General features: G+C 52.1%; 19 protein-coding genes. 11 read left to right on the top strand and 8 right to left on the bottom strand.

From position 1 onward, the window contains the following. Nucleotides 1–22: 22 nt before the first annotated feature. Genes NGM62_RS04825 through NGM62_RS04815 form a run of 3 tightly spaced genes read right to left on the bottom strand, consistent with a single transcriptional unit; the run spans nt 23 to nt 5,719 of the window. Entirely contained in the window at nt 23–1,153 is a 1,131-nt protein-coding gene (locus NGM62_RS04825; RefSeq protein WP_262246225.1) for a discoidin domain-containing protein, read from the bottom strand. Nucleotides 1,154–1,169: 16 nt separating this feature from the next. Then, nucleotides 1,170–2,714: a RagB/SusD family nutrient uptake outer membrane protein gene (locus NGM62_RS04820; RefSeq protein WP_262246223.1), complete on the bottom strand. Its 1,545-nt coding sequence runs from the start codon at nt 2,712–2,714 to the stop codon at nt 1,170–1,172. Nucleotides 2,715–2,740: 26 nt separating this feature from the next. Beyond that, nucleotides 2,741–5,719, bottom strand: coding sequence for a SusC/RagA family TonB-linked outer membrane protein (locus tag NGM62_RS04815; RefSeq protein ID WP_262246222.1), 2,979 nt, complete (start codon nt 5,717–5,719; stop codon nt 2,741–2,743). Between the two features lie 521 nt (nt 5,720–6,240). Here NGM62_RS04815 and NGM62_RS04810 point away from each other — a divergent pair. The 9 genes from NGM62_RS04810 to NGM62_RS04770 all read left to right on the top strand — a co-directional run bounded on the left by NGM62_RS04810 (nt 6,241) and on the right by NGM62_RS04770 (nt 14,787). Then, a complete protein-coding gene (locus tag NGM62_RS04810) occupies nt 6,241–7,758 on the top strand; it encodes a malate:quinone oxidoreductase (protein ID WP_262246220.1) in 1,518 nt (505 codons plus the stop codon). A 2-nt stretch (nt 7,759–7,760) separates the two neighbouring features. After that, the gene (gene pnuC / locus NGM62_RS04805) at nt 7,761–8,396 is read left to right on the top strand and encodes a nicotinamide riboside transporter PnuC (protein ID WP_262246218.1); all 636 of its coding nucleotides are present in this window, start codon (nt 7,761–7,763) and stop codon (nt 8,394–8,396) included. After that, nucleotides 8,393–9,421 carry an acyl-CoA dehydrogenase gene (locus tag NGM62_RS04800; protein ID WP_262246216.1) on the top strand — a complete coding sequence of 343 codons (1,029 nt, stop codon included), beginning with the start codon at nt 8,393–8,395 and terminating at the stop codon, nt 9,419–9,421. The genes pnuC and NGM62_RS04800 overlap by 4 nt, the downstream gene beginning before the upstream one ends. 78 nt (nt 9,422–9,499) lie before the next feature. Further along, the gene (ispE, locus tag NGM62_RS04795; RefSeq protein ID WP_262246215.1) at nt 9,500–10,315 is read left to right on the top strand and encodes a 4-(cytidine 5'-diphospho)-2-C-methyl-D-erythritol kinase; all 816 of its coding nucleotides are present in this window, start codon (nt 9,500–9,502) and stop codon (nt 10,313–10,315) included. A gap of 5 nt (nt 10,316–10,320) precedes the next feature. Continuing rightward, nucleotides 10,321–10,845 (top strand): YdeI/OmpD-associated family protein, encoded by a 525-nt coding sequence (locus NGM62_RS04790; RefSeq protein WP_262246214.1) that lies wholly within the window; start codon nt 10,321–10,323, stop codon nt 10,843–10,845. Nucleotides 10,846–10,928: 83 nt separating this feature from the next. Beyond that, on the top strand, nt 10,929–11,282 hold the full coding sequence (locus NGM62_RS04785) for a hypothetical protein (RefSeq protein ID WP_262246213.1): 354 nt from the start codon (nt 10,929–10,931) through the stop codon (nt 11,280–11,282). A 90-nt stretch (nt 11,283–11,372) separates the two neighbouring features. After that, a complete protein-coding gene (locus tag NGM62_RS04780) occupies nt 11,373–13,784 on the top strand; it encodes a TonB-dependent receptor (protein WP_262246211.1) in 2,412 nt (803 codons plus the stop codon). Nucleotides 13,785–13,799: 15 nt separating this feature from the next. Then, nucleotides 13,800–14,288 (top strand): DUF4625 domain-containing protein, encoded by a 489-nt coding sequence (locus tag NGM62_RS04775; protein WP_262246210.1) that lies wholly within the window; start codon nt 13,800–13,802, stop codon nt 14,286–14,288. Nucleotides 14,289–14,313: 25 nt separating this feature from the next. After that, nucleotides 14,314–14,787: a DUF4625 domain-containing protein gene (locus tag NGM62_RS04770; protein ID WP_262246209.1), complete on the top strand. Its 474-nt coding sequence runs from the start codon at nt 14,314–14,316 to the stop codon at nt 14,785–14,787. A 59-nt stretch (nt 14,788–14,846) separates the two neighbouring features. Here NGM62_RS04770 and xerD read toward each other — a convergent pair whose 3' ends face one another. Together xerD and NGM62_RS04760 are read right to left on the bottom strand one after the other, a co-directional pair. After that, on the bottom strand, nt 14,847–15,740 hold the full coding sequence (gene xerD, locus NGM62_RS04765; RefSeq protein WP_262246207.1) for a site-specific tyrosine recombinase XerD: 894 nt from the start codon (nt 15,738–15,740) through the stop codon (nt 14,847–14,849). A 29-nt stretch (nt 15,741–15,769) separates the two neighbouring features. Continuing rightward, nucleotides 15,770–16,018 carry a hypothetical protein gene (locus NGM62_RS04760; protein WP_262246206.1) on the bottom strand — a complete coding sequence of 83 codons (249 nt, stop codon included), beginning with the start codon at nt 16,016–16,018 and terminating at the stop codon, nt 15,770–15,772. A 77-nt stretch (nt 16,019–16,095) separates the two neighbouring features. Between NGM62_RS04760 and NGM62_RS04755 the strand changes: the two genes are divergently transcribed. Next, nucleotides 16,096–16,968, top strand: a complete 873-nt coding sequence (locus NGM62_RS04755; protein WP_262246203.1) for a mechanosensitive ion channel family protein — start codon at nt 16,096–16,098, stop codon at nt 16,966–16,968. Here NGM62_RS04755 and NGM62_RS04750 read toward each other — a convergent pair. From NGM62_RS04750 to NGM62_RS04740, 3 genes are read right to left on the bottom strand one after another with little or no spacing between them, the layout of a single operon-like run. Further along, the gene (locus NGM62_RS04750; RefSeq protein ID WP_262246377.1) at nt 16,958–17,548 is read right to left on the bottom strand and encodes a riboflavin synthase; all 591 of its coding nucleotides are present in this window, start codon (nt 17,546–17,548) and stop codon (nt 16,958–16,960) included. The two genes, NGM62_RS04755 and NGM62_RS04750, sit on opposite strands and share 11 nt — an antisense overlap. Nucleotides 17,549–17,589: 41 nt before the next feature. Next, nucleotides 17,590–19,206 (bottom strand): apolipoprotein N-acyltransferase, encoded by a 1,617-nt coding sequence (gene lnt / locus NGM62_RS04745; protein ID WP_262246201.1) that lies wholly within the window; start codon nt 19,204–19,206, stop codon nt 17,590–17,592. 2 nt (nt 19,207–19,208) lie between these two features. Then, nucleotides 19,209–19,766, bottom strand: a complete 558-nt coding sequence (locus NGM62_RS04740) for a PH domain-containing protein (RefSeq protein WP_262246200.1) — start codon at nt 19,764–19,766, stop codon at nt 19,209–19,211. 379 nt (nt 19,767–20,145) lie between these two features. Here NGM62_RS04740 and NGM62_RS04735 point away from each other — a divergent pair, with 379 nt between their 5' ends. Continuing rightward, entirely contained in the window at nt 20,146–23,490 is a 3,345-nt protein-coding gene (locus tag NGM62_RS04735; RefSeq protein ID WP_262246198.1) for a SusC/RagA family TonB-linked outer membrane protein, read from the top strand. Nucleotides 23,491–23,556: the final 66 nt, after the last annotated feature.

Raw genomic sequence — 23,556 nt, 5'->3', positions numbered from 1 at the left:
CGCAGTTGTGGCATTAAACTTTTTAATCTTGCGGGTCTTCATCACTCTCCGCTTTGTCGGGCGCGTTGACCGACCAATCGGCCATTTGCATGGTGCTTCCGCTTCTGTTGCGGAGGATATTGAGACGGTAATATTGGTACGCTACACGGTTATTGATGCGGTATACTTTCATTTGGAACCGTTCTTCGAATATCTCACCGGCTCTCGAATCCAATTGTACCCATTCTTCGCCATCGTGTGAACCTTCGAGGTTCCAGTCGATCGGATCGCGTTCGGGGAAGTCGTTGGCCGAGGTGAGGGTATATGCACCGGCGACGGTGGGTTCGTTCAGCTTGAACTGTAACCACGCCCCGTTGAAGCCGCCCAAGAGGAACTTGGTTTCTCGGTTTCCGTCGAAGGCAAACTGTGCTGCTTCGATATGGTTTGGCCCGCCCGAGTTTTCACGTGATGTGGACCACTCGCCACCCACCAGATGGAAAAGGTTGGGTGGAGGTGGGATGAACGTAAGCCGGCTGACGAAATCACCAAATCCGAAAACGTGGTCGCTATTGATGACATGCACGAAGGCATTGTCTGTTTCAATGTTAATCGATCCGGTATTGGTGGTAATCCAGTTCCGCCGGAATTGGCTTCGCTTCGTGTCGCTGAAATCGATGGTTTCCGGTCCACCGTCCCGGAATCCGGAAGAGGTGGTCCGTGCGAGTTTAGCGTGCATGGGGTAGCCGTAGCGGATGCCGTTCAGGTCGACACCATCCTGAAGTTGCATAGAATCAGTGGGGTATTTGCCGCGGATGATGTACTGCGTGAGCATGGTATCCAAATGCTCCTGATCGATGGTGGCCAAATATTCCGATGGGCGATCGGCCAGGTAACGGATGTTATTGAGGTTGGTGATGGCCAATTGGAAACTCTCGTTGGTGAGTGCAAAGATGGTGATGCTGCTATCGCGTAGGGTGGGTTCCAGCCCCAAGCGGTCTATCACCTGCAGCAAGGAGTCGTATACGCCGTGTTTACTCTGCAGGTAGGCATAAGTGTCGCCATTGAAATGCTTATCGATCGCATCGGGTTGGTAGTACCCGCGGTCTTTGGCACAGGCGAGCACAAGCAGGATAAGCAGCAAAGGGAATCCGTATGTTTTAAAAACGTGCTTCATGTTGTTGTCCGTTTCGTTATTTCCAATATTCGTTTTGAGTCAGTTCCTTGTTTTGCGAGAGCAGCGTTTGTGCGATGGGCCAAATGTGGCCATTCTCGGCAATCAAGGGTGCAATGACGGGATGGCTTGGGCGGATACGGTTGTAGCGCACCAAATCGTACCATCGGTGGCCTTCGCCCATCAGTTCCCGCTGCCGTTCGCGGAAGATGGCGTGGAGCAGGTCGCCGTTGACATCCTCATTGTAGGGATCCAATCCCCGCCGGGTGCGGATGGCGTTGAGCATTTCGATGGCACCCTGGCGTTCGCCCAGCACGGCTAAGGCTTCTGCGCGGAGCAGTGTGACATCTTCGAGCCGTGTGAATACGAGTGCGCTCGAGAAGAACCGGAAGGTAGGGTCATTCACGCCACCCATGATGCATTTGATCTTGCTGAAGATGGGGTATCGGCCATTGTAGTTGGTAAAATACCTTTCGGATACGGGCGAGCCCAAGGTGTCTAAACTAAAGCGCTCGTCGCCGGCCTCGTTGAAGATGGCAATGATGGAATCTTTAGGGAGGTAAATATCAGGGATTCGCTTATTCACCACAGGTTCGGCCAGGGTGAGCTCTTCGATGTGACCTGTGAACGATCCATCCACGTGTGCCCATACGAACGCGAACCCGAAGAGCTGGTTGTACCGTTTGTCGTAGAAGAAGCCGTTAGCATCGGTGAGGTGGCCCGTGGAGATGTAGTCGTTTTCTCCGCGTGGGTAATTGTCGATCACAAATTTACTGTAGATGGCGGCATCGGGGTAGTTGCCCTGCCAGGCCGCGAGGTGGGCCAACACGGCGTACGCGGAGAGCTTGCGGGCGAGGGCCCCGTTCCACCTGCTTTCCGCTTCATTGTAGTAGTCGCCCTGCTGCTGCTCGTCGCCATCACTATACTTATATGGTAAATCGGCGGCCGCAGCGAGCATTTCTTCTTCGGCCCAGGCCAGTACCTTGGCTTGGTTTTCGCGCGGCTTGTCTTCGAAACGGCCGTCGTAAGAAGAGATGATAAGCGGTACATCACCCCAGATACGCACCATATAGAAATAGGCAAATGCACGTAGGAAGCGGATTTGCGCGATATCGACCGTCATGTTGTTCTCGGTGTAGCGCAGGTCGTTCTCGCGCACCTCGTGGATACGTTCGAGGAATACATTGGCCGAGTTGATGACCGCATACCAGCGGCGCCAGTTGGATATGGCCTCGATGCTGGGATACGACGCGGTAAGGTCGTGCGAAATGATGGCACGCAGATCCTGCCGCGTCGGAGCGGTAAATTCGCCGGCGCGGACGTCGCCATACAACCAATGCGCATTATGGTCTACCAAGGCCGCCCGGACCAGTCCGTAGGTACCCATGATGGCTGCCCGGCTGTCTTCCAGCGTATTCCACATGTTTTTTTCGCCAACCACCCGTGACGAATCGACGTCTAGCATCTTTTCACATCCGCCCAATCCGGCCAACAAAACCATGCACGGCAACAGGAGCTTCAGGGCACTTGTTTTGAATCGGTTATTTATCGATTTATTCATCATTTGTTTTTTCTCTTAACCAATGGCAATTATAAATTCATTCGCACACCCAATGTGTAGGTGCGTGGTATAGGCAGTCCGTAACCGGTATCGTAGCCCATGAAGTCGACCAACTCAGGGTCCCTGCCTGTATAGGGCGTAAGGGTGAATAGGTTGTGGCCGGTGCAATACACGAATATGCGACTGATGTTCGAACTTTTGTTGAGTAGCTTGGTCAGGTCATAACCCAGCGAAAGCGTACGTAACTTGAGGAAAGAAGCGTCTTCGAGGAAGAGGTCCTGTTCTTTGCGGTAGGGGATGACGTTGCTCCACGGATTATATAACGGATAACGGCTGTAGTCGCCTCGTTTCTCCCAAAAGGTGATTTCCTTCACGGAATTCATTTCTGTTACCCCTTCACGGTTAATGAAATCGAATCGGTTGGCCATATCGGCGTTCAGCACGTTGCGCCCGATGTTGAAGTAAAAATGAGCATCCAGGCTCCAGTCGCCGAAGGTGAATTGGTTCATGAATCCGCCGATGACTTTCGGAAGAATCGTGCCTTTCAATTGGCGGTCGGCGTCATTGATGGTGTTGTCGCCGTTTACGTCCGCCCAACGGGGGTCGCCCGCACGCAGGGGGATGCCATTGTAGTTCATGGCATTGCCATCACGCGTCGGGACTTCCTCATCGCTCAGGTAGATGCCTTCGTTTTGAAGAATCCAAAAGCGATCGATGCGTTCTCCGACGCGGAATAGCCGGTTGTTGATGACGATCTCATCGAGCCCGCCGGGTAGACTAACCAGCTGGTTGGTGTTGTAGCTGATGTTCAGCGACGGTGTCCAGGTGAAGTTGTCCTTTTTTACCGCGTCGGCACTCAATAGGAGCTCAACGCCGGTATTGTTGACGTCCATACCCGCATTATACGACTGGCGGTAACCGAATTCGGCGTACGAAGGAACGCCCAAAAGCTGGTTTCGGTCGTACTTGGTATACCAATCAAGGTTGATGCGGAAGCGTTCATCGGCGAGCCCGATGTCCAATCCAATGTTCAATTGATCGCTATAGGCCCATGGGATGCCATAGCCTGACCATCCGAATTCATACGGCCGGGTGAGTACACCAAAGCCGTTGTAACCGGGTGTGATCACGTTGCCTGTATATCCTACAAAGGTTGAATAGGTTGGTCCCTGCGAAAAATTATCGAATACATTGAGACGGCCCAGACGCCCTACGCTGGTACGTAGCTTCAGTGTGGAAATGGTGGGGGCATCCGCCAGCAGGTCGTTTTTGATATTCCAGTCAAAAGCCAGTGTCGGCGTAAACAGCCAGCGGCTGGTCGGCTGGGCATTGGAAGAGCCGTCCGTTCGTAATAGGAGCGACACCGTGTATCGGTCGTCGAAGTTATAGGTGCCCCGTCCGTACACCGAAATCAGGTTTTGTTTGGTATAGTCTAAGAATTTAAAGACCATTTCCCTCGGAAAAGCAAGCGGATTGAGGTAATTGCCATTGTCAGGGTCTGATTCCAGCAGATTGATTTTAATAAAGTCATTGATGCCTTTGTACGCATAGGCGTAATTGTATTTGAAGGCATCCCATTGGAGCACATTTCCGGCTTCGATGAACAGGTGATGCTGGTTGCCCACCGGCACATTATACGATAAGTGGTTGTCGAAAATAAGCCGTTGATTGTACCCGTAGTAATTCGCTGCGAAACTGTTTTCTTCCATCAGTGGCCGGGGGTAAAATAGGTCGCGGTTACCTTCATTGTAATCAACGGCCAGCCGTGAGGTGACCGTCAGCCGATTGAAATCGAAAAGTAGTTTCGCATGCCCTTCGACGATATTCGTAGCGTTATTGTCGAAGCTGTTATCGAATTCGTTCAAGTATTGGCCATAAACGGTGTTGTTGGGGGATAGTGGCGACGACAGGTCGGGGATGTATGACATGGTGGCGAATCGGTCGCGTAGCGTACGGTTACGGTCGCGAAGCACGCGGTTACCGTTTATCATCGCGGAAAAGAGCAGCCATTTGACTGGTTTCATATTGATATTGAACAACGCGCTGTAGCGTTTCATGCCGGTTTGGTCGGCAACTCCTTGGTTTTGCATGTGGCCCACGGCGAAGCGGAAGTTTGCCCGGTCGCCACCGCCGGAAATATCGGCATCGGCCGAATAGACCAAACCGTTGCGGTAGTAGCTGTCTGTCCAGTTCGACGGCCCGTAATAGGAAGCATTTAGCGAATCGCTGAGGTACAGCGGATACGCATCGTCTGCCGAATACCGTCCGATAGCTGTGTAGCGGTCGTAGAACTGTTGGCGGAAAGCGTTTTCGTATTCGCCATTGATGGCCGTGACCGTCGGCCGCTGCGCAACACCGACGTAGGAATTGAAGCTGATTTTACGTGTGGTACCGGGCTGTTTAGTCGTAATAGCGATTACCCCATTGGCTGCCATTGGACCGTAGATGGCGGTGCTTCCGATGTCTTTAAGTACTTGGATCGATTCGATGTTGTTCATGTCGATATTGCCCAACAGGTTGGTAGCGGGGCCTATACGATCGAACTGATACTGTTGGATATCAAAAGCAAACGGATGTTCCCCAATCAACGGGATCCCATCGAGCACGACCAAGGGCTGTGACTGATATACCTCCTTCTGTGTGAGGATAGGCATCGGTATACCCCTGATGTGCATGGGTTGCACTGTGCCGGGCTCGCCCGTACTTTCCTGTATATAAAGCCCCGGAGCTTGATTTTTGAGATACTGTTGGAGCGAAGTTGCCGGAAAGCGTGCAATGTCATCTGCATCAAGCGCAACCGTAATCACGTGCTGATCGCTAAAAATGGAACCCCTTTTAGGTGGGAGCAAGTCTGTTGCTACTGAATCAACTGCGAGGCTATCTCGCTGCGTGGGCGCTTCCAGCAGGGTATCTTGCGATGCTAGGTGTAGCCCACCGCCCCGAAAGGTAGAACCTGCAGCCACTGCGTGTATGGACAACATCAGTATACAGCCAATTAAGATTCTCATATTATGCATATATATTGGTTTTTCAGATATGTATCTTTTAGGATTAATCCCGATCATAGTAAGCACAAACGGTGCACACGTTGTGAGAAACTCACACAAGTCACTAGGGCGACAAACATATTGCGTCGCTAACCGACAGGATAGTCAGTTGGAAAAACACGGCCAAAGTAATGGCTCCTAAGTTATGATGCGAAAACTAGGTGATTAGCGTAAAAACGATTTTCATAATCTTTTTGGTTTTTTTTAATTTAACAAGTCAATTTTAACGTTATGGTCCGTTAGCCAGTGGTTAATTATTATTACACTTGGTTTGTGACGGCTAAGTTACAAACAAAAATCGTTTTAGCAAGTTTTTTTTATTTTTTCTTATAGGAAGGTATAAAAGCGGTTGTTAATGAGTGTTTTGTGGTTTGGTTTGGGAAAACTTGCGAGTTGATTGATTGTTTGGGTTTTGTAATTAATCTTTACGAAATGAGGAATATCTTAATTTCTGTCCGTAATTTTGTAACAACGATAATATAATGGCAAATAAAAAGAAAAAAACCGCCGAAGAGGTGGATGTTGTTCTTATCGGCGCAGGCATTATGAGCGCTACATTGGGTACGCTGATCAATGAGTTGCACCCCAAGGCGAGTATTGCGATATTCGAGCGCCTTGACGAGGTGGCAGCCGAAAGTTCCGATGCATGGAACAATGCCGGCACCGGCCATTCGGCGTTATGCGAATTGAACTACACCCCCCAACGGCCAGATGGTTCCGTGGATATTAGTAAAGCAATCAGGATCGCAGAGGCGTTCGAACTTTCCAAAGAATTTTGGTCGTACCTTGTTGCACAGGGCATCATTGACCGCCCTGAGCGTTTTATCCGTAGTGTACCCCACATGAGTTTCGTTTTCGGTGACGAGAATGTATCTTTCCTCCGCACCCGGTACGAAACGATGAGCCAGCATCATTTATTCCACGGAATGAGCTATACCGAAGACCATGAGGTGCTACGCGACTGGATTCCATTGATTATGGAAGGGCGCGAGCCCGATGAGCACCTGGCAGCCACACGGATCGATATCGGTACGGATGTCAATTTCGGCGAGCTGACGCGTGCACTGTTCATCCATTTGATACAGCAAAAAGGAGTTAAGCTGCGGCTGGCCAATGAGGTGCGGGATATTGAGCGGGCCGACGACGGCAGATGGAAAATAACCGTGAAGAACTTGACTACCGACAAGAAGAAAACCGTGGTTGCTAAATTTGTCTTTATCGGTGCGGGTGGTGGTTCACTGTTATTACTTGAAAAATCGGGTATACCCGAAGCCGATGGCTTTGGTGGGTTCCCCGTGAGCGGACAATGGTTGAAATGTACGAATCCCGATGTCATCGCGAAGCATCGCGCTAAGGTGTATGGCAAAGCTGCGGTAGGCTCGCCCCCGATGTCGGTGCCCCATCTCGATACCCGCGTTATCGACGGGAAAACGGCGCTGCTTTTCGGGCCGTATGCAGGGTTTTCGACCAAGTTCCTTAAAAATGGCTCGTGGCTTGACTTACCCGCTTCCATTAAGCTCAACAATATCCGCCCGATGTTAGCCGCGGGGATGGATAATATTCCGCTTACCAAATACCTGATCAACCAAGTGCGGCAAAGCCCCGATGACCGGCTGTCGGCATTGAGGGAATATGTGCCTACCGCGCGGAAGGAAGATTGGGAGCTCGAAATTGCGGGCCAGCGGGTGCAGGTGATCAAGAAAGATAAAGAGCATGGCGGCATACTCGAATTTGGCACCGAGGTGGTCAGCAGTGCGGATGGTTCGCTGTCGGCACTGCTCGGAGCATCGCCGGGTGCGTCCACGTCGGTATCGATCATGGTCGGCCTTTTGGCAAAATGCTTCCCCGAGCGTGCAAAAACAGCGCAATACTTGAGCAAATTGCGTGAGATGATCCCTTCGTTCAGCCATTCTATCGCCGATGATGAACAACTATGCCGCGAGACCCGCGACCGGTCGGCCTCGATATTGAAGTTGGAACATACGTTTGAATCCGTTTAAGTGTGGCGGACGTCGCAGACTGGTTCCATGAATTGGCAGTGCAGCTCAAACAGACGCCGCTACTCCATTGGGTCGGTGTAGCCTGTGGTGTAATCCAGGTGCTTCTTGCCAAGTCCAACAAAGTACTGCTCTACCCATTTGGTATCGCCAGTATATTGATTATCATTTATGTACTGTACGAAGCAGGGCTCTATGCGGAGATTCTGCTGAACCTCTACTACCTTGTAATGAGCATTTACGGATGGATGCATTGGCTGGCGCGGCAGGAGCATCAACAGGTGGTGGCCGCTTATTCAAAGCGGAAGGATTGGTACATCACCCTGCTGATCGCCGCCCTTGGTTTTCCACTGCTCTATTTTGCACTGATTCATTTCACAGATTCCACTGTGCCGGTATGGGATGCGTGGGTGAGCGCCACGGCGTGGGCGGGGATGTGGCTTCTGGCCGAGCGAAAGATCGAAAACTGGGTGTGGCTGAATATCAGCAATGCCTTCGCCATCCCACTGCTCGCCTATAAGGGCCTCCATCTCTATGCATTGCTCACATTATTTCTTTTCGTTGTGGCAATTTTTGGCTATTTTGAGTGGAAGCGCATCATCGATAAGCAACATAACGAAGAAAACGCCGTTAGAGCATGAATGAACACGACAAGCACCCCGAGCCACCAATCCCGGATGAACTGATAGCGCAACTTCGTAGGTTTGCTTACCAGGCGGAGGTTCAGGGTGTGCTTACCGCCGAGCAGCTAGCCATTATCTACAATCATCGTTGGTTTAAACTGTTTGTGCCGGCTAGTCTCGGTGGATTGGAGTTGTCATTGCCCGAAGGTGTGCTACTGGAAGAGGAGCTTGCCCGGATTGACGGAAGCTTGGGGTGGACGGTTACGCTATGTGCCGGGGCCAACCTGTTTGTGGGGTATATGGACCGTGCGGTCGGCGAAACGATCTTTGCAGATGCCGAAGTGTGCCTGGGCGGCAGCGGACAGGTTACAGGTAAGGCTGTTACCGTGGGAAACAGGTATCAGGTTTCGGGTAAATGGCGCTATGCTACCGGTGCGCCGCACCTGACGCATTTCACGGCAAACTGCATGACCGAGCAGGGGGTACGTTCTTTTTTCTTTCCGAAGTCGGATGTCCGCATCGTGAACGACTGGAACGCATTCGGACTTAAAGCCACAGCCAGCCGGTCGTTTGAAGTCGACACCGTATCGGCCGACGGATCACAGGCTTTTTTGATAGCACCGGAGGCCGCTACGTGGGACCATCCTATTTACCGGTATCCTTTTTTGCAATTCGCAGAAGCTACGTTGGCAGCCAACACGCTCGGCATGGCCCGGCATTTCCTGGAGTGTGCCGGCGGGTTAGGTGCATCCGAGCTGCGAAAGAAGGTGCAGGATGCCGAATGGAGGCTCTCCGAAGTGAGGAAATTATTTTATGATGCGCTCGGTGCGTCTTGGAACGACTTGTTGCGTGCGGGTGGACTGTCTCCCGCGACATTGGAAAACGTAAGTGAGCTGAGCCGCACGTTGGTCGACGTAGCCCGTAAAGAGGTCGTTGCCTTATATCCGCATGTGGGAATGGCCGGAGCGGATGCATCGTCTGAAATAAACCGTGTGTGGCGCGATATCTTCACCGCAAGCCAGCATAGCCTGCTACGTGTATAGTGGCCAAACGATATAGCGGCGCCCTACTGACGAAATTCTTGCATATACAGCGCAACTTGGCTAAGTTTGCGTTGTTATATGGTCACATTCCCCAACGCCAAGATTAATATCGGGCTCCAGGTGCTCAACCGCCGGGAGGATGGTTACCATAACCTGGAAACCGTGTTTTATCCCATCAGACTGAACGATGTGTTGGAAATGGTGGAAGCCGATGAGACGCGTTTTTTCCCGTCGGGGCTCGCCATTCCTGATGATGGGAGAGATAACCTGTGCTTAAGGGCCTGTCGGCTGCTCCAACAAGAATATGACCTACCGCCTGTCCACATCTACCTCCATAAAGTCATCCCAATCGGTGCGGGTTTGGGTGGCGGATCGGCCGATGCCGCCTTCTTACTGAAGCTTGCCAATGCGAAGTTCGCTCTCGGGCTCGATGAAACCCGGCTGACGGAATACGCCCGCCGGCTGGGTGCCGACTGTGCCTTCTTTATCCGGAATGCGCCGGTGTATGCCACCGGTGTGGGCGATATTTTCCAGGAGGTTGAACTGGACCTGTCGTCGTACCATATCGTGGTAGTGAAACCCGACGTCCATGTCCCCACAGCCGAAGCGTACGGGATGGTGAAGCCCGATCCCGCAGGCCGGCAGCTGGCCATGGCCATAAAAGCGCCGGTGGAAACATGGCGCGATACGATTGTGAATGATTTTGAGGCGGGGATTTTTGCCAAATATCCAGAAATTGCTGCGGTGAAAGCGCTTCTATATGACAGCGGAGCAGTATTCGCTGCTATGAGTGGCAGCGGATCGAGCGTGTATGGCCTGTTTCAAAAGCGGGTGGAGCTGCGGGGGGTGAACCCCGCACATACGGTCTTTGTTATCGATCCGTCTAATCTGTAATCGTTATGGTCACCTTCCAAGCCAAAATACTGCGAGCCGAAAACCAAGGAGCTGCCATGGCCGGATGGGCTTACGTGGAAGTGCCCCGTATCATTGCTTGCCAGATCAAACCGGACTACAAACAGGTTTACCGCGTGCGTGGTCAAATCGACAGCTACACATTTGCAGGCATGGCATTGATGCCGATGGGTGAGGGGGATTATTACCTGGCAATCAATGCTGCCATGCGCCGGACACTGAAAAAAGATATCGGGGATCTCTTGACCCTCTGTTTGGAAGAAGACAAGGAATTCCGTATAGACGTACCCGAAGACCTCGAAATCTGCATGCGGGATGAAGACGATGATTTAATGGAGCGATTTATGGCATTGGCCAAGTCGCATCGCAATTATTTCATCAAATACATTACTGACGCGAAAACTGAACCGACACGTGCCAAACGTATTGCGATGACGGTAGAAGCGATGATCCTCAAACTCGATTTTGGAGCTATGATCCGGTTAGATAAGGCCCGTAGGCAAAATAACTAGACTGTGCGCCAGCTTGGCTGCTGAAAAAAACACCTGGTTTTTTGGTGGTGTTAATTTATTAATGCAACTTTGCTGCAAATTATATGAGGCGTCATTTTCATATATCCCGGTGGTTGCTGTGTGCGATTACGCTAAGCGTGGTGGTTACGGTGGTCAGTATCCCGCTGATTTCCGTCCTGCATACCCACGTTGCCCACGTGGATGGGTGTGATGGCGTGCATGGTGACGCTACGGGTACCGACGGCGCACAAGACTGTAATTTCTGTGCGTTATATACACAATTCACGCCGAAGGACGCACTGCCTGTACCCTCGTTTTCCTTTCGGGCACCGATAACGCCACTGCTTACCATATTTGCCCAACCGAGGCCTAAAGTGCTTTGTAAAGGTATAGCAAACAAACATACTACCCGGGGGCCGCCGTCCCTTTATGCCTGATCAAAAACTCCGGATCAACGGGAAGTTGGTCTGGTGTCTGCATGTTTTTCCTGTTTTCATATTTTTTAATCAATGCGATTATAGCATTCGATGAAATTCGTAATTAATATTCTTATCGGCCTGCTTTGCACCGGCGCCGTCCAGGGGCAGAGCTTCAGCTTGGCAGGCCGGGTGACCGATAGCTTAGATCATCCAATCGCCGAGGCAAATGTTGTATTGCATGGGCCTGGCGTGCCGGCTCGAATTGTGGCGACCGTGAATGCCGATATGGGCGGTGAGTTTTCTTTTTCCGGACTGCCGCGTGGAAATTATCGGGTAGTGGTTGAAAAGAAAGGGTATAGGGAGCAGCAAGTAGCGGTGCCTTTAACGGGCGACCTGCGTGACGTGGCCATAGTTTTGTATGGTGAGGTGCGGTTACTGGATGAAGTGCTCGTGGTAGACAACCACGTTGTCCGCAGAAAGCAGGAGGAATCGCTCAACCTGGAAGTGGTAGGCAAGGATTTTGTTTACCGCAACCTGGGCGGCAGCCTCATGAAAACGCTCGAAAGGTTGCCCGGCGTGCAGACCATCGGCATCGGATCGGGGCAATCGAAGCCGCTCATCAGGGGACTGGGCTTCAACCGGGTGGTGGTGGTCGACCGGGGTATCAAGCACGAAGGACAGCAGTGGGGGAGCGACCATGGCCTCGAGCTGGATCAGTTTGCCGCAGGGGAAGTAGAGCTCATCAAGGGTGCGGCATCGTTCGTTTACGGGTCGGATGCCATTGGCGGGGCCATCGACGTGAAGCCCGAAGCGCTGCCGGCTCCACACACGCGGGCGGTGTCGGTTGATCTGGTAGGACGGAGTAACAACCTCAGCTATGGTACCTCGGTGCGTGTGGGCGGGCGGGGCGACAAATGGTTTGCCGAAGCTCGCTTTACCTACCTGCGTTACGGCGACTACCGCGTCCCCGCAGACACGGTATACGTCTATGATTATGCGGTGCCGCTCAACGGCCAGCACCTCCGCAATACCGCCGGGCGCGAAACAGACGTGCACTTCACCACCGGTTACCTGGGCGGGCGTTTCAATTCCATCCTGTATGTGAGCAACACCTTTCATAAGGCCGGTTTTTTTGCCAATGCGCACGGCCTGGAGCCGCGCAGGGTGGATACGGACCTGCACGACCGATCGGCACGGGATATCCAGCTGCCCGGCCAGCAGGTCAACCACTTCAAGTTGATAAGTAGGAACGCCCTGCATGTAGGCGAGCATCACATCGAGGCAGAGCTGGGGTTCCAGCGCAATTTCAGGCAGGAGCACAGTCCGTATGTGAACCATGGGTATATGCCATCTGTATTGCCGGATACATTGCGCATTCCGGCCACGCTGGAGCGCCAATTCGATAAACAGGTGTATTCGCTGAATGTGAAAGATTACTTAGAGCGGGGCAGGCACCAGCTGACCGTTGGTCTCAATACGGAACATCAGCGGAATAATATCGGTGGGTGGACCTTCCTGGTGCCCTCGTTTGAACAGTCGACGTTGGGTGTCTTCGCGTACGACCGGTTCCGGTTAACCGACCGGGTGCTGCTGCATGGCGCTGTGCGTTTCGACCACGGTAGCCTACGCATGCAGGAATACCGTGATTGGTTTCCGTCTGATGTGCCCGAGGGTGGGCAGGCGTATCTCGTCCGCGCGGCCGATTTGCACCGGCGTTTCAATAGCATCGTGTGGTCGGTAGGCATAAATTACGAGCCGTTCGAAAACCTTTCCTTAAAGGCGAATGTCGGGAAAAGCTTCCGCATGCCCATTGCCAAAGAGCTGTCGGCCAACGGCGTGAATTACCATTATTTCGGCTATGAGCGCGGTAATCCATCGCTTTCGGCGGAGCGGTCGTACCAGGCCGATGTGTCTGCGACGTGGACAGCAGCGGGTTGGTACATTCAGGTAAGCCCGTTTTACAACTATTTCCCCAACTACATTTACCTGAACCCCACGGCGTCGTTCGACCATTTTTATGGTGCCGGCAACCAAGTGTTCGAATATGCCGAGAGTCGGGTGATGCGGTATGGCGGGGAGGTGCAGGTATCGCGTAAGCTGGGGCGGTCGTTCAAGGCAGAAGTGTTGGGTGAGTACCTGTTTTCCAAACAGCTTTCGGGTGCGAAGTCCGGCTTTTCACTGCCGTTTGCCCCGCCGCCATCGCTGTTGATCGGCCTGTCATGGTCGCCCCACTTCCCCGGCAGCCCGTTTGTTGGGGTCGACCATCGGTTGGTGGCTGCGCAGGACCGGATTGTGCCGCCGGAAAAGAAAACTCCCGGTTACGGCGTAATGGCCCTGCGAGCAGGTGGTACGGCCACGTTGGCGGGCGTGCCTGTACAGCTGAACGTACAGGTGCAAAACCTGTTGAATACCAGGTATATGGATCATGCCAGCTTTTACCGCTTAATCGAACTGCCGGAAATGGGTAGGAACATTGTCCTTTCCCTGCGGATTCCGGTCATCAATAAAAAAAACGATTGAAAAAACATGAGAATCATGGAGAAACTACGGATAAAGAAAGCAATCATTGCCTTTGGAATTCTTTCACTGGCGCTATCATGCAGCAAGGACGCGGAGACGGTCGATACGGAATACCCGGTCATCGAGAAGAATTTTGAAGCAGCGTTCCCACAGCAGTGTGGTACCGTACGGCGGGGGGAGACGTTTGTCTTCCGGGCGAGATTCAGCGACAACGTGGCGCTTGGCTCTTTCGGTTTGAATGTGCATGACAATTTCGACCACCACAACCACAGTACGGAAGTCGAGGAATGTACGTTGGAGCAGGAAGATAGCACTAACACACCGATAAAGCCGTTTACTTACATCAAATCCTTCGACATCCCCGGCGCGCCGGAAACGTACGAAGCCCAGGTTGAGATTGACGTTCCGATGGACGTCGACCCCGGCGATTATCACTTCCTGATTAGCGTAACCGATCGGGAAGGCTGGCAGTCCCGGCGCGGACTGAGCATCAAAATCGAATAATTTTTAACGAACAATATTATCAGTAATGAATAACATCACGAATAAGCGAAATAAATTCCTTGTATATATCCTACTTGGTTTTACCTTTTTTTCCTGGGCGGCGTGCGACAAAGGCGGAACACCGACGGTCGATAAACCGTTGATCGAATCGCTGGAAGTAGGGCACGATAACGACGGTATAGCGCATCCGGGCAGTGACCTTCACCTCGATGCGGCTATTTTGGCGCCTGGTGTCATCGCCCGCATCACGTTGTCAATCCATCCGGAAGGTGAAACCGGATGGACGTTCGAACGCGTGTACACGGAAGGTTATGAAGGGCTTAAGAACGCCGATTTCCATGAACATATCGATATACCAGCCGACGCTGCGGAAGGGGAATACCATTTGCATCTTACCGTAGTTGATAAGGCCGGCAATACGGCGGAAACGGAATCACACCTCGATATCGTGGCGGGTGAGGACGACCATGGCGATCATGACCATGATCACGACCATTAGCGAAGAACAAGGTTAGCGACAATCAAGACCGTCTCGCCTCACATGCGAGGCGGTTTTTTTTATGACCGTGGGTGGTATTGGGTAATCACGGATTGCAAGTATTGACGGTCCACGTGGGTGTATATTTCGGTGGTGGTGATGCTTTCGTGGCCCAGCATGTCTTGCACGGCACGTAGGTCGGCACCGCCCTCCACGAGGTGGCTGGCGAATGAGTGGCGGAACGTATGGGGGCTGATTTTCTTTTTCAGGCCGATTTTGGTAGCAAGGTCGCGGATGATGATGAAGACCATCACCCGCGTGAGGGGCGCACCCCGCCGGTTGAGGAAGGCGAAGTCTTCATTTCCCCGTTTGATTTTCTGGTGTACGCGCACTTCGTTGAGGTATATGCGGAGGAATTTGATGGCGTGGGTACCGATGGGGATGAGCCGTTCTTTGCTTCCCTTGCCTTCTACCTTAATGAACTCCACGTCGAGGAACAGGTTGGATATTTTGAGCCCCACTAGTTCGCTCACCCGGAGTCCACAGCCGTATAGTACCTCCAGCATCGCCTTGTTGCGCATGCCCTCAGGCACAGAAAGATCAATGGCGTCGATAAGCTGTTCGATTTCACGGATGTTCAACACATCGGGTATTTTGCGGGACAGGCGCGGCGTTTCGATCAACGCCGTGGGGTTTTCGAGTAGGTCGTGTTCGAGGCTCATGAACAGGTAAAAAGTTTTGATGCCCGAAAGGATGCGTGCCTGGCTGGTAGCAGATAGCCCGAAGCTATTTATCCAAGTTAAGAAATCCTGTATGTGTTTGGGGGTAACGTCCTTGGGTTCGAGGTTCAGCGGGTCGGCAAACTGCTGGAGTTTGACGAGGTCGTTGAGGTATGCGTCTACGGTGTTTGCCGCCATTGCACGCTCCAATTGGAGGTAGTTTTTAAAGTCGCCGATCGCGGAATCCCAATTCATTGACACGCGTCCAAGGGCCAACGAGTCTACTATTTATTTAGGAACAACAGGATAAAGCCGAATGTTGCCGCTATCGGGCCAATCCAGAAAATGAACATCCATTTGATCACTTCTGACTTAGTTTCTGCTAAATCTGCCTTCGTTGCTAAAATTTTTGTTTTATCACCCACTTCATCCTTAATTTTTTCTTCGATATATGTGGTTAGGTTTTCAGCTGATTCCCTCCCTAATTTATTGGAAAGCAAAGAATATAGCTTTGTAATGGTGATAGTACTCATTCTATATCAGTTTACACAAATTTCGACAAAAATGCCGTTATATGCAAATTCATTCCGATTTCTTAACTTTACGTCCAATGGAAAAGATAGAGCTCGCCTTGGACCACATCATCGAAGCAGTATTATCGCGCATACCCAGTGTGGTGTTGGGCATATTGATATTGATTGCCGGTAGCTGGTTAATCGGGTTGATTCTCCGCATTATCCGGAAGCGGTTCGAGCGGCGAAGCGTTGACCTGTCGCTGCGCGATTTCGTGGCGAGCATCGTCAAGTTTATCTTATATACCATGCTCATCCTCAGTGTGGCATCGATGGTGGGCATCCAGACCACGTCATTTGTGGCGGTACTGGGTGCTGCGAGTCTCTCCATCGGGTTGGCGTTGCAGGGCAGCTTATCTAATTTCGCAGGCGGCGTATTGATTTTATTGTTCCGCCCGTTCCGCGTGGGCGATTACGTGAGCAGTGCGTCGGGCGCAGCGGGCACCATCGAAAAGATCGACATCCTGTATACCACCATGCGCACCTCTGACGGGATTGCCGTCTTTGCGCCGAATGGGCCGCTGGCCAATACCGTGATTACAAACTACTCCAGCATCACCAAGCGGCGCCTTGAGTATAAAATCGGCATTGCCTACGAGTCTAACATCAAAGAAGCACGCGAAGTGATTCTAAAGGTGCTGAACGACGATTACCGCATTATGGGCACGCCTAAGCCGGAAGTGCGTGTTTCGGAGTTAGCCGATAGTGCGGTCAACCTGGTGATTTGGGCATGGGCACCGAAAGAGCAGTTTTGGGAGGCCTATTACGAAAACTTCGAACGCATTAAGCTGGCGCTCGATGCCAATAACATCACCATCCCTTACCCCCAGCAGGAGATGCGTATCGTCAACGTACCCGGTACTGGCGACAGCGGCGGGAGCCTTGGCGGGGACCCCCCGGTTACCCCCTGAGGGCCATGATCCGTGCCACGTACTTGCCGATAACGTCAAATTCGAGATTTACGCTATCGCCGACCCTCACTTCGCTGAGGTTGGTATGTTCGAGGGTATAGGGGATAATCGCTACGGAAAAGCGGTCGGCTTGCGAATCTACCACCGTTAAGCTGATGCCATTGACCGTGATAGACCCTTTCTCCACCGTGATGTTGCCCTGCCCTTGGTCATATTGGAACGTATATAGCCAGCTACCTTGCTGATCGGCGATGGATACGCACTGCGCGGTCTGGTCTACATGCCCCTGTACGATATGGCCATCCAGCCGATCGCCCACCTTGGTGCATCGCTCCAGGTTGATGAGACTCCCTACCTTTAGTTCGTCCAAATTGCTTTTCTGTAGTGTTTCGGCGATGGCCGTGACCGTGTGCTCACCAGGTGATAAGGCAACCACGGTAAGGCAAACGCCGTTATGCGCGATGCTCTGGTCGATTTTGAGCTCATCCGATAAGGTGGAGGCCACAGTAATATGGAGATTTCCCGCTTCCTGACGAAGGTGGGTGACATTGCCTAGGGTTTCGATGATGCCGGTGAACATGTGTGTTTGTGCGTTTGTGAACCAATCCACAAAGATAGTGATTACTTTTTACGCCTGATGAGGGCAAGCAAGATCAGGAAAGCGAACCCGGCACTGCCGGCAAGCCCGGCGTAGGCGGGGTAGTCGCCTGTAGATACGTAGAACGTGATCTCCTCGTTGAGGTTGATGTCTTGTTTAAGCGCGGTGGGCACCCACCAGTTGGTTTGCTGCACCACGTCGCCCCGTTGATTGATGAATGCGGAAATACCCGTGTTGGCCGACCGGGCCACCCAGCGCCGCGTTTCGATAGCCCGTAGTTTGGCGTACGCCAGGTGCTGGTCTTTCCCCGCCGTGTCGCCCCACCAGCCATCATTGGTTATGATAGCGATGAACTGCGCTCCCTCGCGGACGTATTCGGCGACGTAATTACCCCATATCGATTCGTAACAGATGACGGGTGCGGCACCGATGCCACTTTGCGAGTAGAAAACCGAAGGCTTGTCCTGGCTCCCGTACCCGCCTGTGGTGCCGCCGAATCCGGCGAACAGCGGTTTCAGGAACCCCAACGCTCCTGCAAAGGGAAATTGTTCGGCGCCGGCCACCAGCTTGGACTTGTGGTAAAACTGGAGTTTGGCGGAATTTTCGATCAGCACGGCCGAATTGAAGGCATCGTAATAGATACCGTCATATTCGCGCGCAGTAGGCGTCCGTTGATCGTTATAGACCCGATAACCCTCGATGCCCGAGAGGACGTTTCCATTCTTATACTGCCGTAAAAACTGCTCGATACGGAAGAAGGCGGGGTGTTCATAAAAGCGGTCTTCATCAAACCCGCCTTGCCTGGCGATGGCCGTTTCCGGCCAGATGAAAAATTCCGTGTTCGGCTGGGCTACCGAATCCGACAGCCGGATGAGGTTGTCGATCTGTTGTTCGGGCGTGATGAAGGTGAACTTGCCATAAGGGTTGATGTTAGGCTGCACCACCACCACATCCGAGGGGTTTTGGTGTTCCTCGTAGCTGGAATAGCGGTATAAAGACCATGCTGAAGGTATGCCGATGAGGAGCACGAGTGCGCCCAGCAGCTTATAGCGGTGTGCCCGCCCGAAGCCATCTTTGGCGGATAAGATAATCAGGAAGAGCAGGATGTTGCTTGCCCATATCCACACGGTTCCACCATATACCCCCGTAAATTCATACCACTGCACCAGCTGGTGGGTGCCGGCGAACCCGTTGCCCAAGGTCATCCAGGGGAAGGATAGGTCCCAACTCTGGTGCAGGTATTCGTAGGTCATCCAGAAGGAAACCAATCCCGCCAATGACCATCCGATGGCGTAGCGCTTACGCAATTGGTAGTACAGCCGGAAGGCCAAGGCCATCAATAGGGCGGCTAGCCCGAATGGAATCAATGAAACGAACGCTGCCGCATACACGGGCATCACGGCATTCATGGCGTTGAATACCCAGTAGATGGAGGCTGTGTTCCATACGAGACCCGTCAGCCCGCCCAGCAGGAAAACTTTGCCGCCTTTGCGGCGGTAGTCGCCCCGCATCACGGTTTCGAGCGCCAGCAGGAGCGGCACGAAAGCCACCCAAAGTAGGGGCGAGGTATAAGAGAACGGTGGCCATGCCAACCATAATAAGAGCGCACTCAGTAGGGCCAATAAATAGTTTTTTTTCACGGTTACAGCTGGGATAACAGTTCGTTTTTCTTGTTTTCGTATTCGGCTTCGGTAATCAGTTCGCGCTCAAACAAGGTTTTCAACTTTTTGAGTTTTACGGAGAGTTCGTCGTTTGGGTCGGCCGCATCCAGTTGGGCAGTCGCATCGGTGTCGCTAGCTCCATCCCTGGCGGACCGTGCCTGCAAGGCTTCCGTACCCGCTCGGTACAACTTCCGTGCCTGGTCTTTGGGGATGTAGGCCATTGTGAGGGTTTCGCCATTGTATTTGGTGAACGTCACTTGGCTTCCCAAGATACCTTCCTTGAAGGAGAGGTCTTCAATGTCCTGCCACGGCACGATGTCAAAGTCGGTCGCCAGCCCCCATTTGGTCGATTTACAGATGAATACCCGCTTGTTGGTGAGGGCTATGCTATTGGGGAATAACGTGACCGCCGGCTTTTTCTGCACGGCGATGTAGGTGATTTCCTCACCGGCGGAGGCCAACATATCTTGCAGTTTCAGCAGTAACTTTTCCACCGCTATGGGATCCTGATCGTCGTTGATGTATTGGTCGATACGCATCGTAATTTTGGCACTAATATAGGAAAGATTTGTTTAGGTGTTTGAATCTGTTCCGGTGGCGGTTGGAAACCCACCGTAACCGGCCTGCAATGTTGTGCGGCCGATGGGGTTTACATCATAACGATCCGAGGATGGTGTCGCTCAACTCCTACGTACAATAGGCTAAACGCAACACGCATCGCACTTAGCCATCCTGCACCGTCTTGCAATCGTTACCGGTATCGATTGCGTAAATTTTTATCCCATTATTGCCGTAAACTAAGACTACGATACATTATAATTGCAGGAATGGGCAATCGTTGTGGAAGTAATTCCAACGTTGGAAATGCGGTTGCAGACGAATAGCCAATTGTCAATTATAAAACTGGAGACGATAAGTATGAGAAAATTTTATTTATTTCTTTTGGTCATCGCGGTTATGGTGTACGGTAGTGACCCATACGTTTTTGCCCAACAGTCAAACGTTGTTCGCGGTACGGTAAACGACGCTTCTACAGGTGAGCCGATAGCGGGTGTCTCCGTGTCGGAACGGGGTGGGGGCCGCGATGTCCAAACGGACGACAACGGTACCTTCGAACTGGCGCTTGCGCCCGGTGCTAACGCCGTTACATTGGTGTTTAGCTATGTGGGTTACCAAACGGTGGAGCGAGAGGCCGTGTCTGGTGAACCGGTAATCATCGCTTTGACGCCCGACAATAACCTGCTCGAAGAAGCCGTGGCCATTGGCTATGGAACCGTGTCGCGTAAAGATCTGGCAGGGGCCGTAAGCTCGATCAAAGGATCGGAGTTGGCGCAAGCGCCTGTGGTCAATGTTGCCGAGGCACTCACCGGCCGGTTTCCCGGCGTACAGGTAACTAGTGTAGACGGCTCGCCCGGCGCGGAAATCATTATTCGCGTGCGTGGGGGCGGATCCATCACCCAAGACAACTCACCGTTATATATCGTGGATGGTTTCATCGTAGACAATATCAACGATATCGCTGTATCAGACATCGAATCGATCGACGTGTTGAAAGATGCCTCTTCTACTGCCATATATGGCTCGCGTGGGGCGAACGGGGTCGTTATCGTTACTACCAAATCGCCCAAAGCAGGCCGTACTAATATCAACTATAATAATTTCTTTCAGAGCAAGTTCATGCCAAAGGAGCTTGATGTGCTTTCTCCTTACGAGTTTGCACTGTTGCATTACGAATATGGTGTGTTGCGCGGAGAGAACTCAAGCGAGTATACCAATTTCAAGAAGTTTTTTGGCGAATATGACGATTTGGAACTGTATAAATACCAAGCAGGCACCAATTGGCAACGGGAACTGTTTGGCGGTGCGGTGCACTCCGCACAGCACAACCTGAGCATGACCGGAGGAACCGACCTGACGAAAATATGGGTGTCTGCCAGTTACATGGATGAAGACGGCATGAAATTGATGTCTTACGCCAAACGGGCGGCTGCCATGTTCAAGATGGACCAAAAAATCCGTGATAATCTCAACCTGAATCTCACCCTGCGTTATACAGACCGCAGAAGCCTCGGAAACGAAGGTACCACCAGCGGTGCAGGTTCCATCCTCTCGTCGGCCTACCGCTTCCGGCCGATCCGGATTAGCGATATCAAGGGTGATTTATCTCTGCTTACGCACGCTACGCTAGGCGAAGAAGCGACCGTTATGTATGACGTGACCAATCCCGTAAACCGGACCAACGACGTCGAAAACCTTGCCTTGGACCAACATTTTCTCGGTACCACCGGGGCAACGTGGAACATCGTACCGAATCTAACCTATTTTAGCGAATTGACCCTGGCGCGCTCGTACAGCATTGACCGCAACTGGTCGGGACCGACCACCGATGCGAATTTCTTTGTCGCTACCGGCACCATGGAAACGATCGATCGGGTGTTGTTTGCCGGCAACGCAGACTATCGGAAAAATGACCGGTGGAACTTAAGGTGGACCAATACGTTGAATTACGACGTTCTCCAGACAGACAAACATCGACTTAACATACTGGCGGGACAGGAGTTCACCAATTCGGGCGGAACCGACATGCGGATAAACGCCCTGCGTTTCCCGGCGAACTTCACCAAAGAGAATGCGTTTGCCATGATGAACCAATACGATAGTAGCGTAGCGACCAACTTGACCGTTGCCACGGGCGTATCGACGCCCGGACGCATCATCTCTTATTTTGGCCGTGGAAACTATTCGTTCTTAGATCGATACTTATTTACCGTTACCATGCGGGCGGACGGCTCGTCAAACTTTTCGCCGGAACACCGCTGGGGGTATTTCCCAGCAGGGGCCGTGGCGTGGCGTATCTCTAACGAACGTTTTATGGAAAATGTGTCTTGGATAGACGACCTGAAGCTCCGTGCTTCCTACGGCGAGGTGGGCAACGATGCGGTAGATCCCAACCAATGGTCGCAACTTTGGAGGGCCGAAACAGACACACGGCGCCAAGCGGTGTTGGACAATGCCATCCAACCGGCGTATGATTTGGCAGCAGACCAGATGGCCAATAGCGACCTGAAATGGGAAACGACCATTACCCGTAACCTTGGGCTCGACTTTACGTTGCTGCAGAACAGGTTGTGGGGTAGCGTGGAAGTGTATAAAAACAATACACGGGATTTGTTAATGCTCACCGATATCCCATCCATCACCGGGTTTACCACGAGTTATGCCAATGTTGGCCAAACCAGCAACAGGGGTGTTGAACTATCGCTGTCGGGCACCCTTTTCCAAAATGACGATTGGCAGATTACCGCCGGTGGTAATATCAACTTCAACAAGTCAAATATCGATGAGTTGGCCGATGGCGTACAGAGTGCCTACGGGACATCCTTTTTCCAGTCGCGCATTCCCGAGAGCGACTACCTCTTGAAGGAAGGCAAGCCGGTGGGCATTGTGATGGGGTTCCGGACGGTAGATAAGGGCTATTATGAAACGAGCGATTTCAACTACGACGCTGCTACGGGCATGTATACACTGAAAGACGGCGTTCCCGACCTTGCGCCGGCCTTTGTAGCCCATCATAAAGGCGTGGTGCCCGCAGGCCAACAGGCTTACCCCGGTATGCCTAAATTATTCGATCGCGATGGTGATGGGGTAATCAATACCGATGACTACGTGGAAATCGGCAACATGACCCCTAAGCATACAGGTGGTTTCAACCTGACGGTTAAGTATAAGCGAGTAGACCTGGGCGCTTATTTCAACTGGAGCTACGGCAATGAAATCTACAACGCCAACAAATTGGCCTCCTTATACAATGGCAACAAAGGCGGAGGGTTATATGGCAACAAACTCGATATCGTAAACGATGGCTATCGGGTGTATGATATCGACGAAAACCGCAACCTGGTACGCGTTACCGATCCGGCAGCGCTGGACGCGCTTAATAAAAACGCAACGTTGCCACTGACTTATATGCATCAGGGGTATGTAAGCGATATCGGCATCGAAGACGGATCGTACCTTCGGCTCAACACCTTGACACTGGGCTACTCCATGCCCAACCAGTTACTGAGTAAAGCGGGGCTGAGTGCATTGCGGATTTACGGGACCGTCTACAATGTGATGACCTTGACGGGTTATTCCGGAATAGATCCGGAAATAAACAGTAATCCCAACATTAATAATTCGCGTTATCCGACGCCGGGTTTCGACTGGGGCACGTATCCGCGCCCCCGTCAGTTCGTCATCGGTTTAAATGCCAGTTTTTAAGGGTGTAGATTAGGTAGATACTACCCGTTGTGCATTATGACTTAGGGATAAAAAAAACAGAAATAA

Source organism: Parapedobacter soli, from assembly GCF_025460835.1.
GTDB classification, from domain to species: domain Bacteria; phylum Bacteroidota; class Bacteroidia; order Sphingobacteriales; family Sphingobacteriaceae; genus Parapedobacter; species Parapedobacter soli.
This window is presented reverse-complemented; position numbering and strand designations above follow the sequence as displayed.

What these genes read in the sequence shown, in the direction of transcription:
- NGM62_RS04750 (WP_262246377.1), bottom strand. Translation starts at nt 17,548, where the DNA reads ATGTTCACCGGCATCATCGAAACCCTAGGCAATGTCACCCACCTTCGT.
- NGM62_RS04770 (WP_262246209.1), top strand. Translation starts at nt 14,314, where the DNA reads ATGAATAACATCACGAATAAGCGAAATAAATTCCTTGTATATATCCTA.
- xerD (WP_262246207.1), bottom strand. Translation starts at nt 15,740, where the DNA reads ATGAATTGGGATTCCGCGATCGGCGACTTTAAAAACTACCTCCAATTG.
- ispE (WP_262246215.1), top strand. Translation starts at nt 9,500, where the DNA reads ATGGTCACATTCCCCAACGCCAAGATTAATATCGGGCTCCAGGTGCTC.
- NGM62_RS04815 (WP_262246222.1), bottom strand. Translation starts at nt 5,719, where the DNA reads ATGAGAATCTTAATTGGCTGTATACTGATGTTGTCCATACACGCAGTG.
- NGM62_RS04800 (WP_262246216.1), top strand. Translation starts at nt 8,393, where the DNA reads ATGAATGAACACGACAAGCACCCCGAGCCACCAATCCCGGATGAACTG.
- NGM62_RS04755 (WP_262246203.1), top strand. Translation starts at nt 16,096, where the DNA reads ATGGAAAAGATAGAGCTCGCCTTGGACCACATCATCGAAGCAGTATTA.
- NGM62_RS04820 (WP_262246223.1), bottom strand. Translation starts at nt 2,714, where the DNA reads ATGATGAATAAATCGATAAATAACCGATTCAAAACAAGTGCCCTGAAG.
- NGM62_RS04780 (WP_262246211.1), top strand. Translation starts at nt 11,373, where the DNA reads ATGAAATTCGTAATTAATATTCTTATCGGCCTGCTTTGCACCGGCGCC.
- NGM62_RS04810 (WP_262246220.1), top strand. Translation starts at nt 6,241, where the DNA reads ATGGCAAATAAAAAGAAAAAAACCGCCGAAGAGGTGGATGTTGTTCTT.
- NGM62_RS04790 (WP_262246214.1), top strand. Translation starts at nt 10,321, where the DNA reads ATGGTCACCTTCCAAGCCAAAATACTGCGAGCCGAAAACCAAGGAGCT.
- NGM62_RS04740 (WP_262246200.1), bottom strand. Translation starts at nt 19,766, where the DNA reads ATGCGTATCGACCAATACATCAACGACGATCAGGATCCCATAGCGGTG.
- NGM62_RS04785 (WP_262246213.1), top strand. Translation starts at nt 10,929, where the DNA reads ATGAGGCGTCATTTTCATATATCCCGGTGGTTGCTGTGTGCGATTACG.
- NGM62_RS04735 (WP_262246198.1), top strand. Translation starts at nt 20,146, where the DNA reads ATGAGAAAATTTTATTTATTTCTTTTGGTCATCGCGGTTATGGTGTAC.
- NGM62_RS04775 (WP_262246210.1), top strand. Translation starts at nt 13,800, where the DNA reads ATGGAGAAACTACGGATAAAGAAAGCAATCATTGCCTTTGGAATTCTT.
- NGM62_RS04825 (WP_262246225.1), bottom strand. Translation starts at nt 1,153, where the DNA reads ATGAAGCACGTTTTTAAAACATACGGATTCCCTTTGCTGCTTATCCTG.
- NGM62_RS04760 (WP_262246206.1), bottom strand. Translation starts at nt 16,018, where the DNA reads ATGAGTACTATCACCATTACAAAGCTATATTCTTTGCTTTCCAATAAA.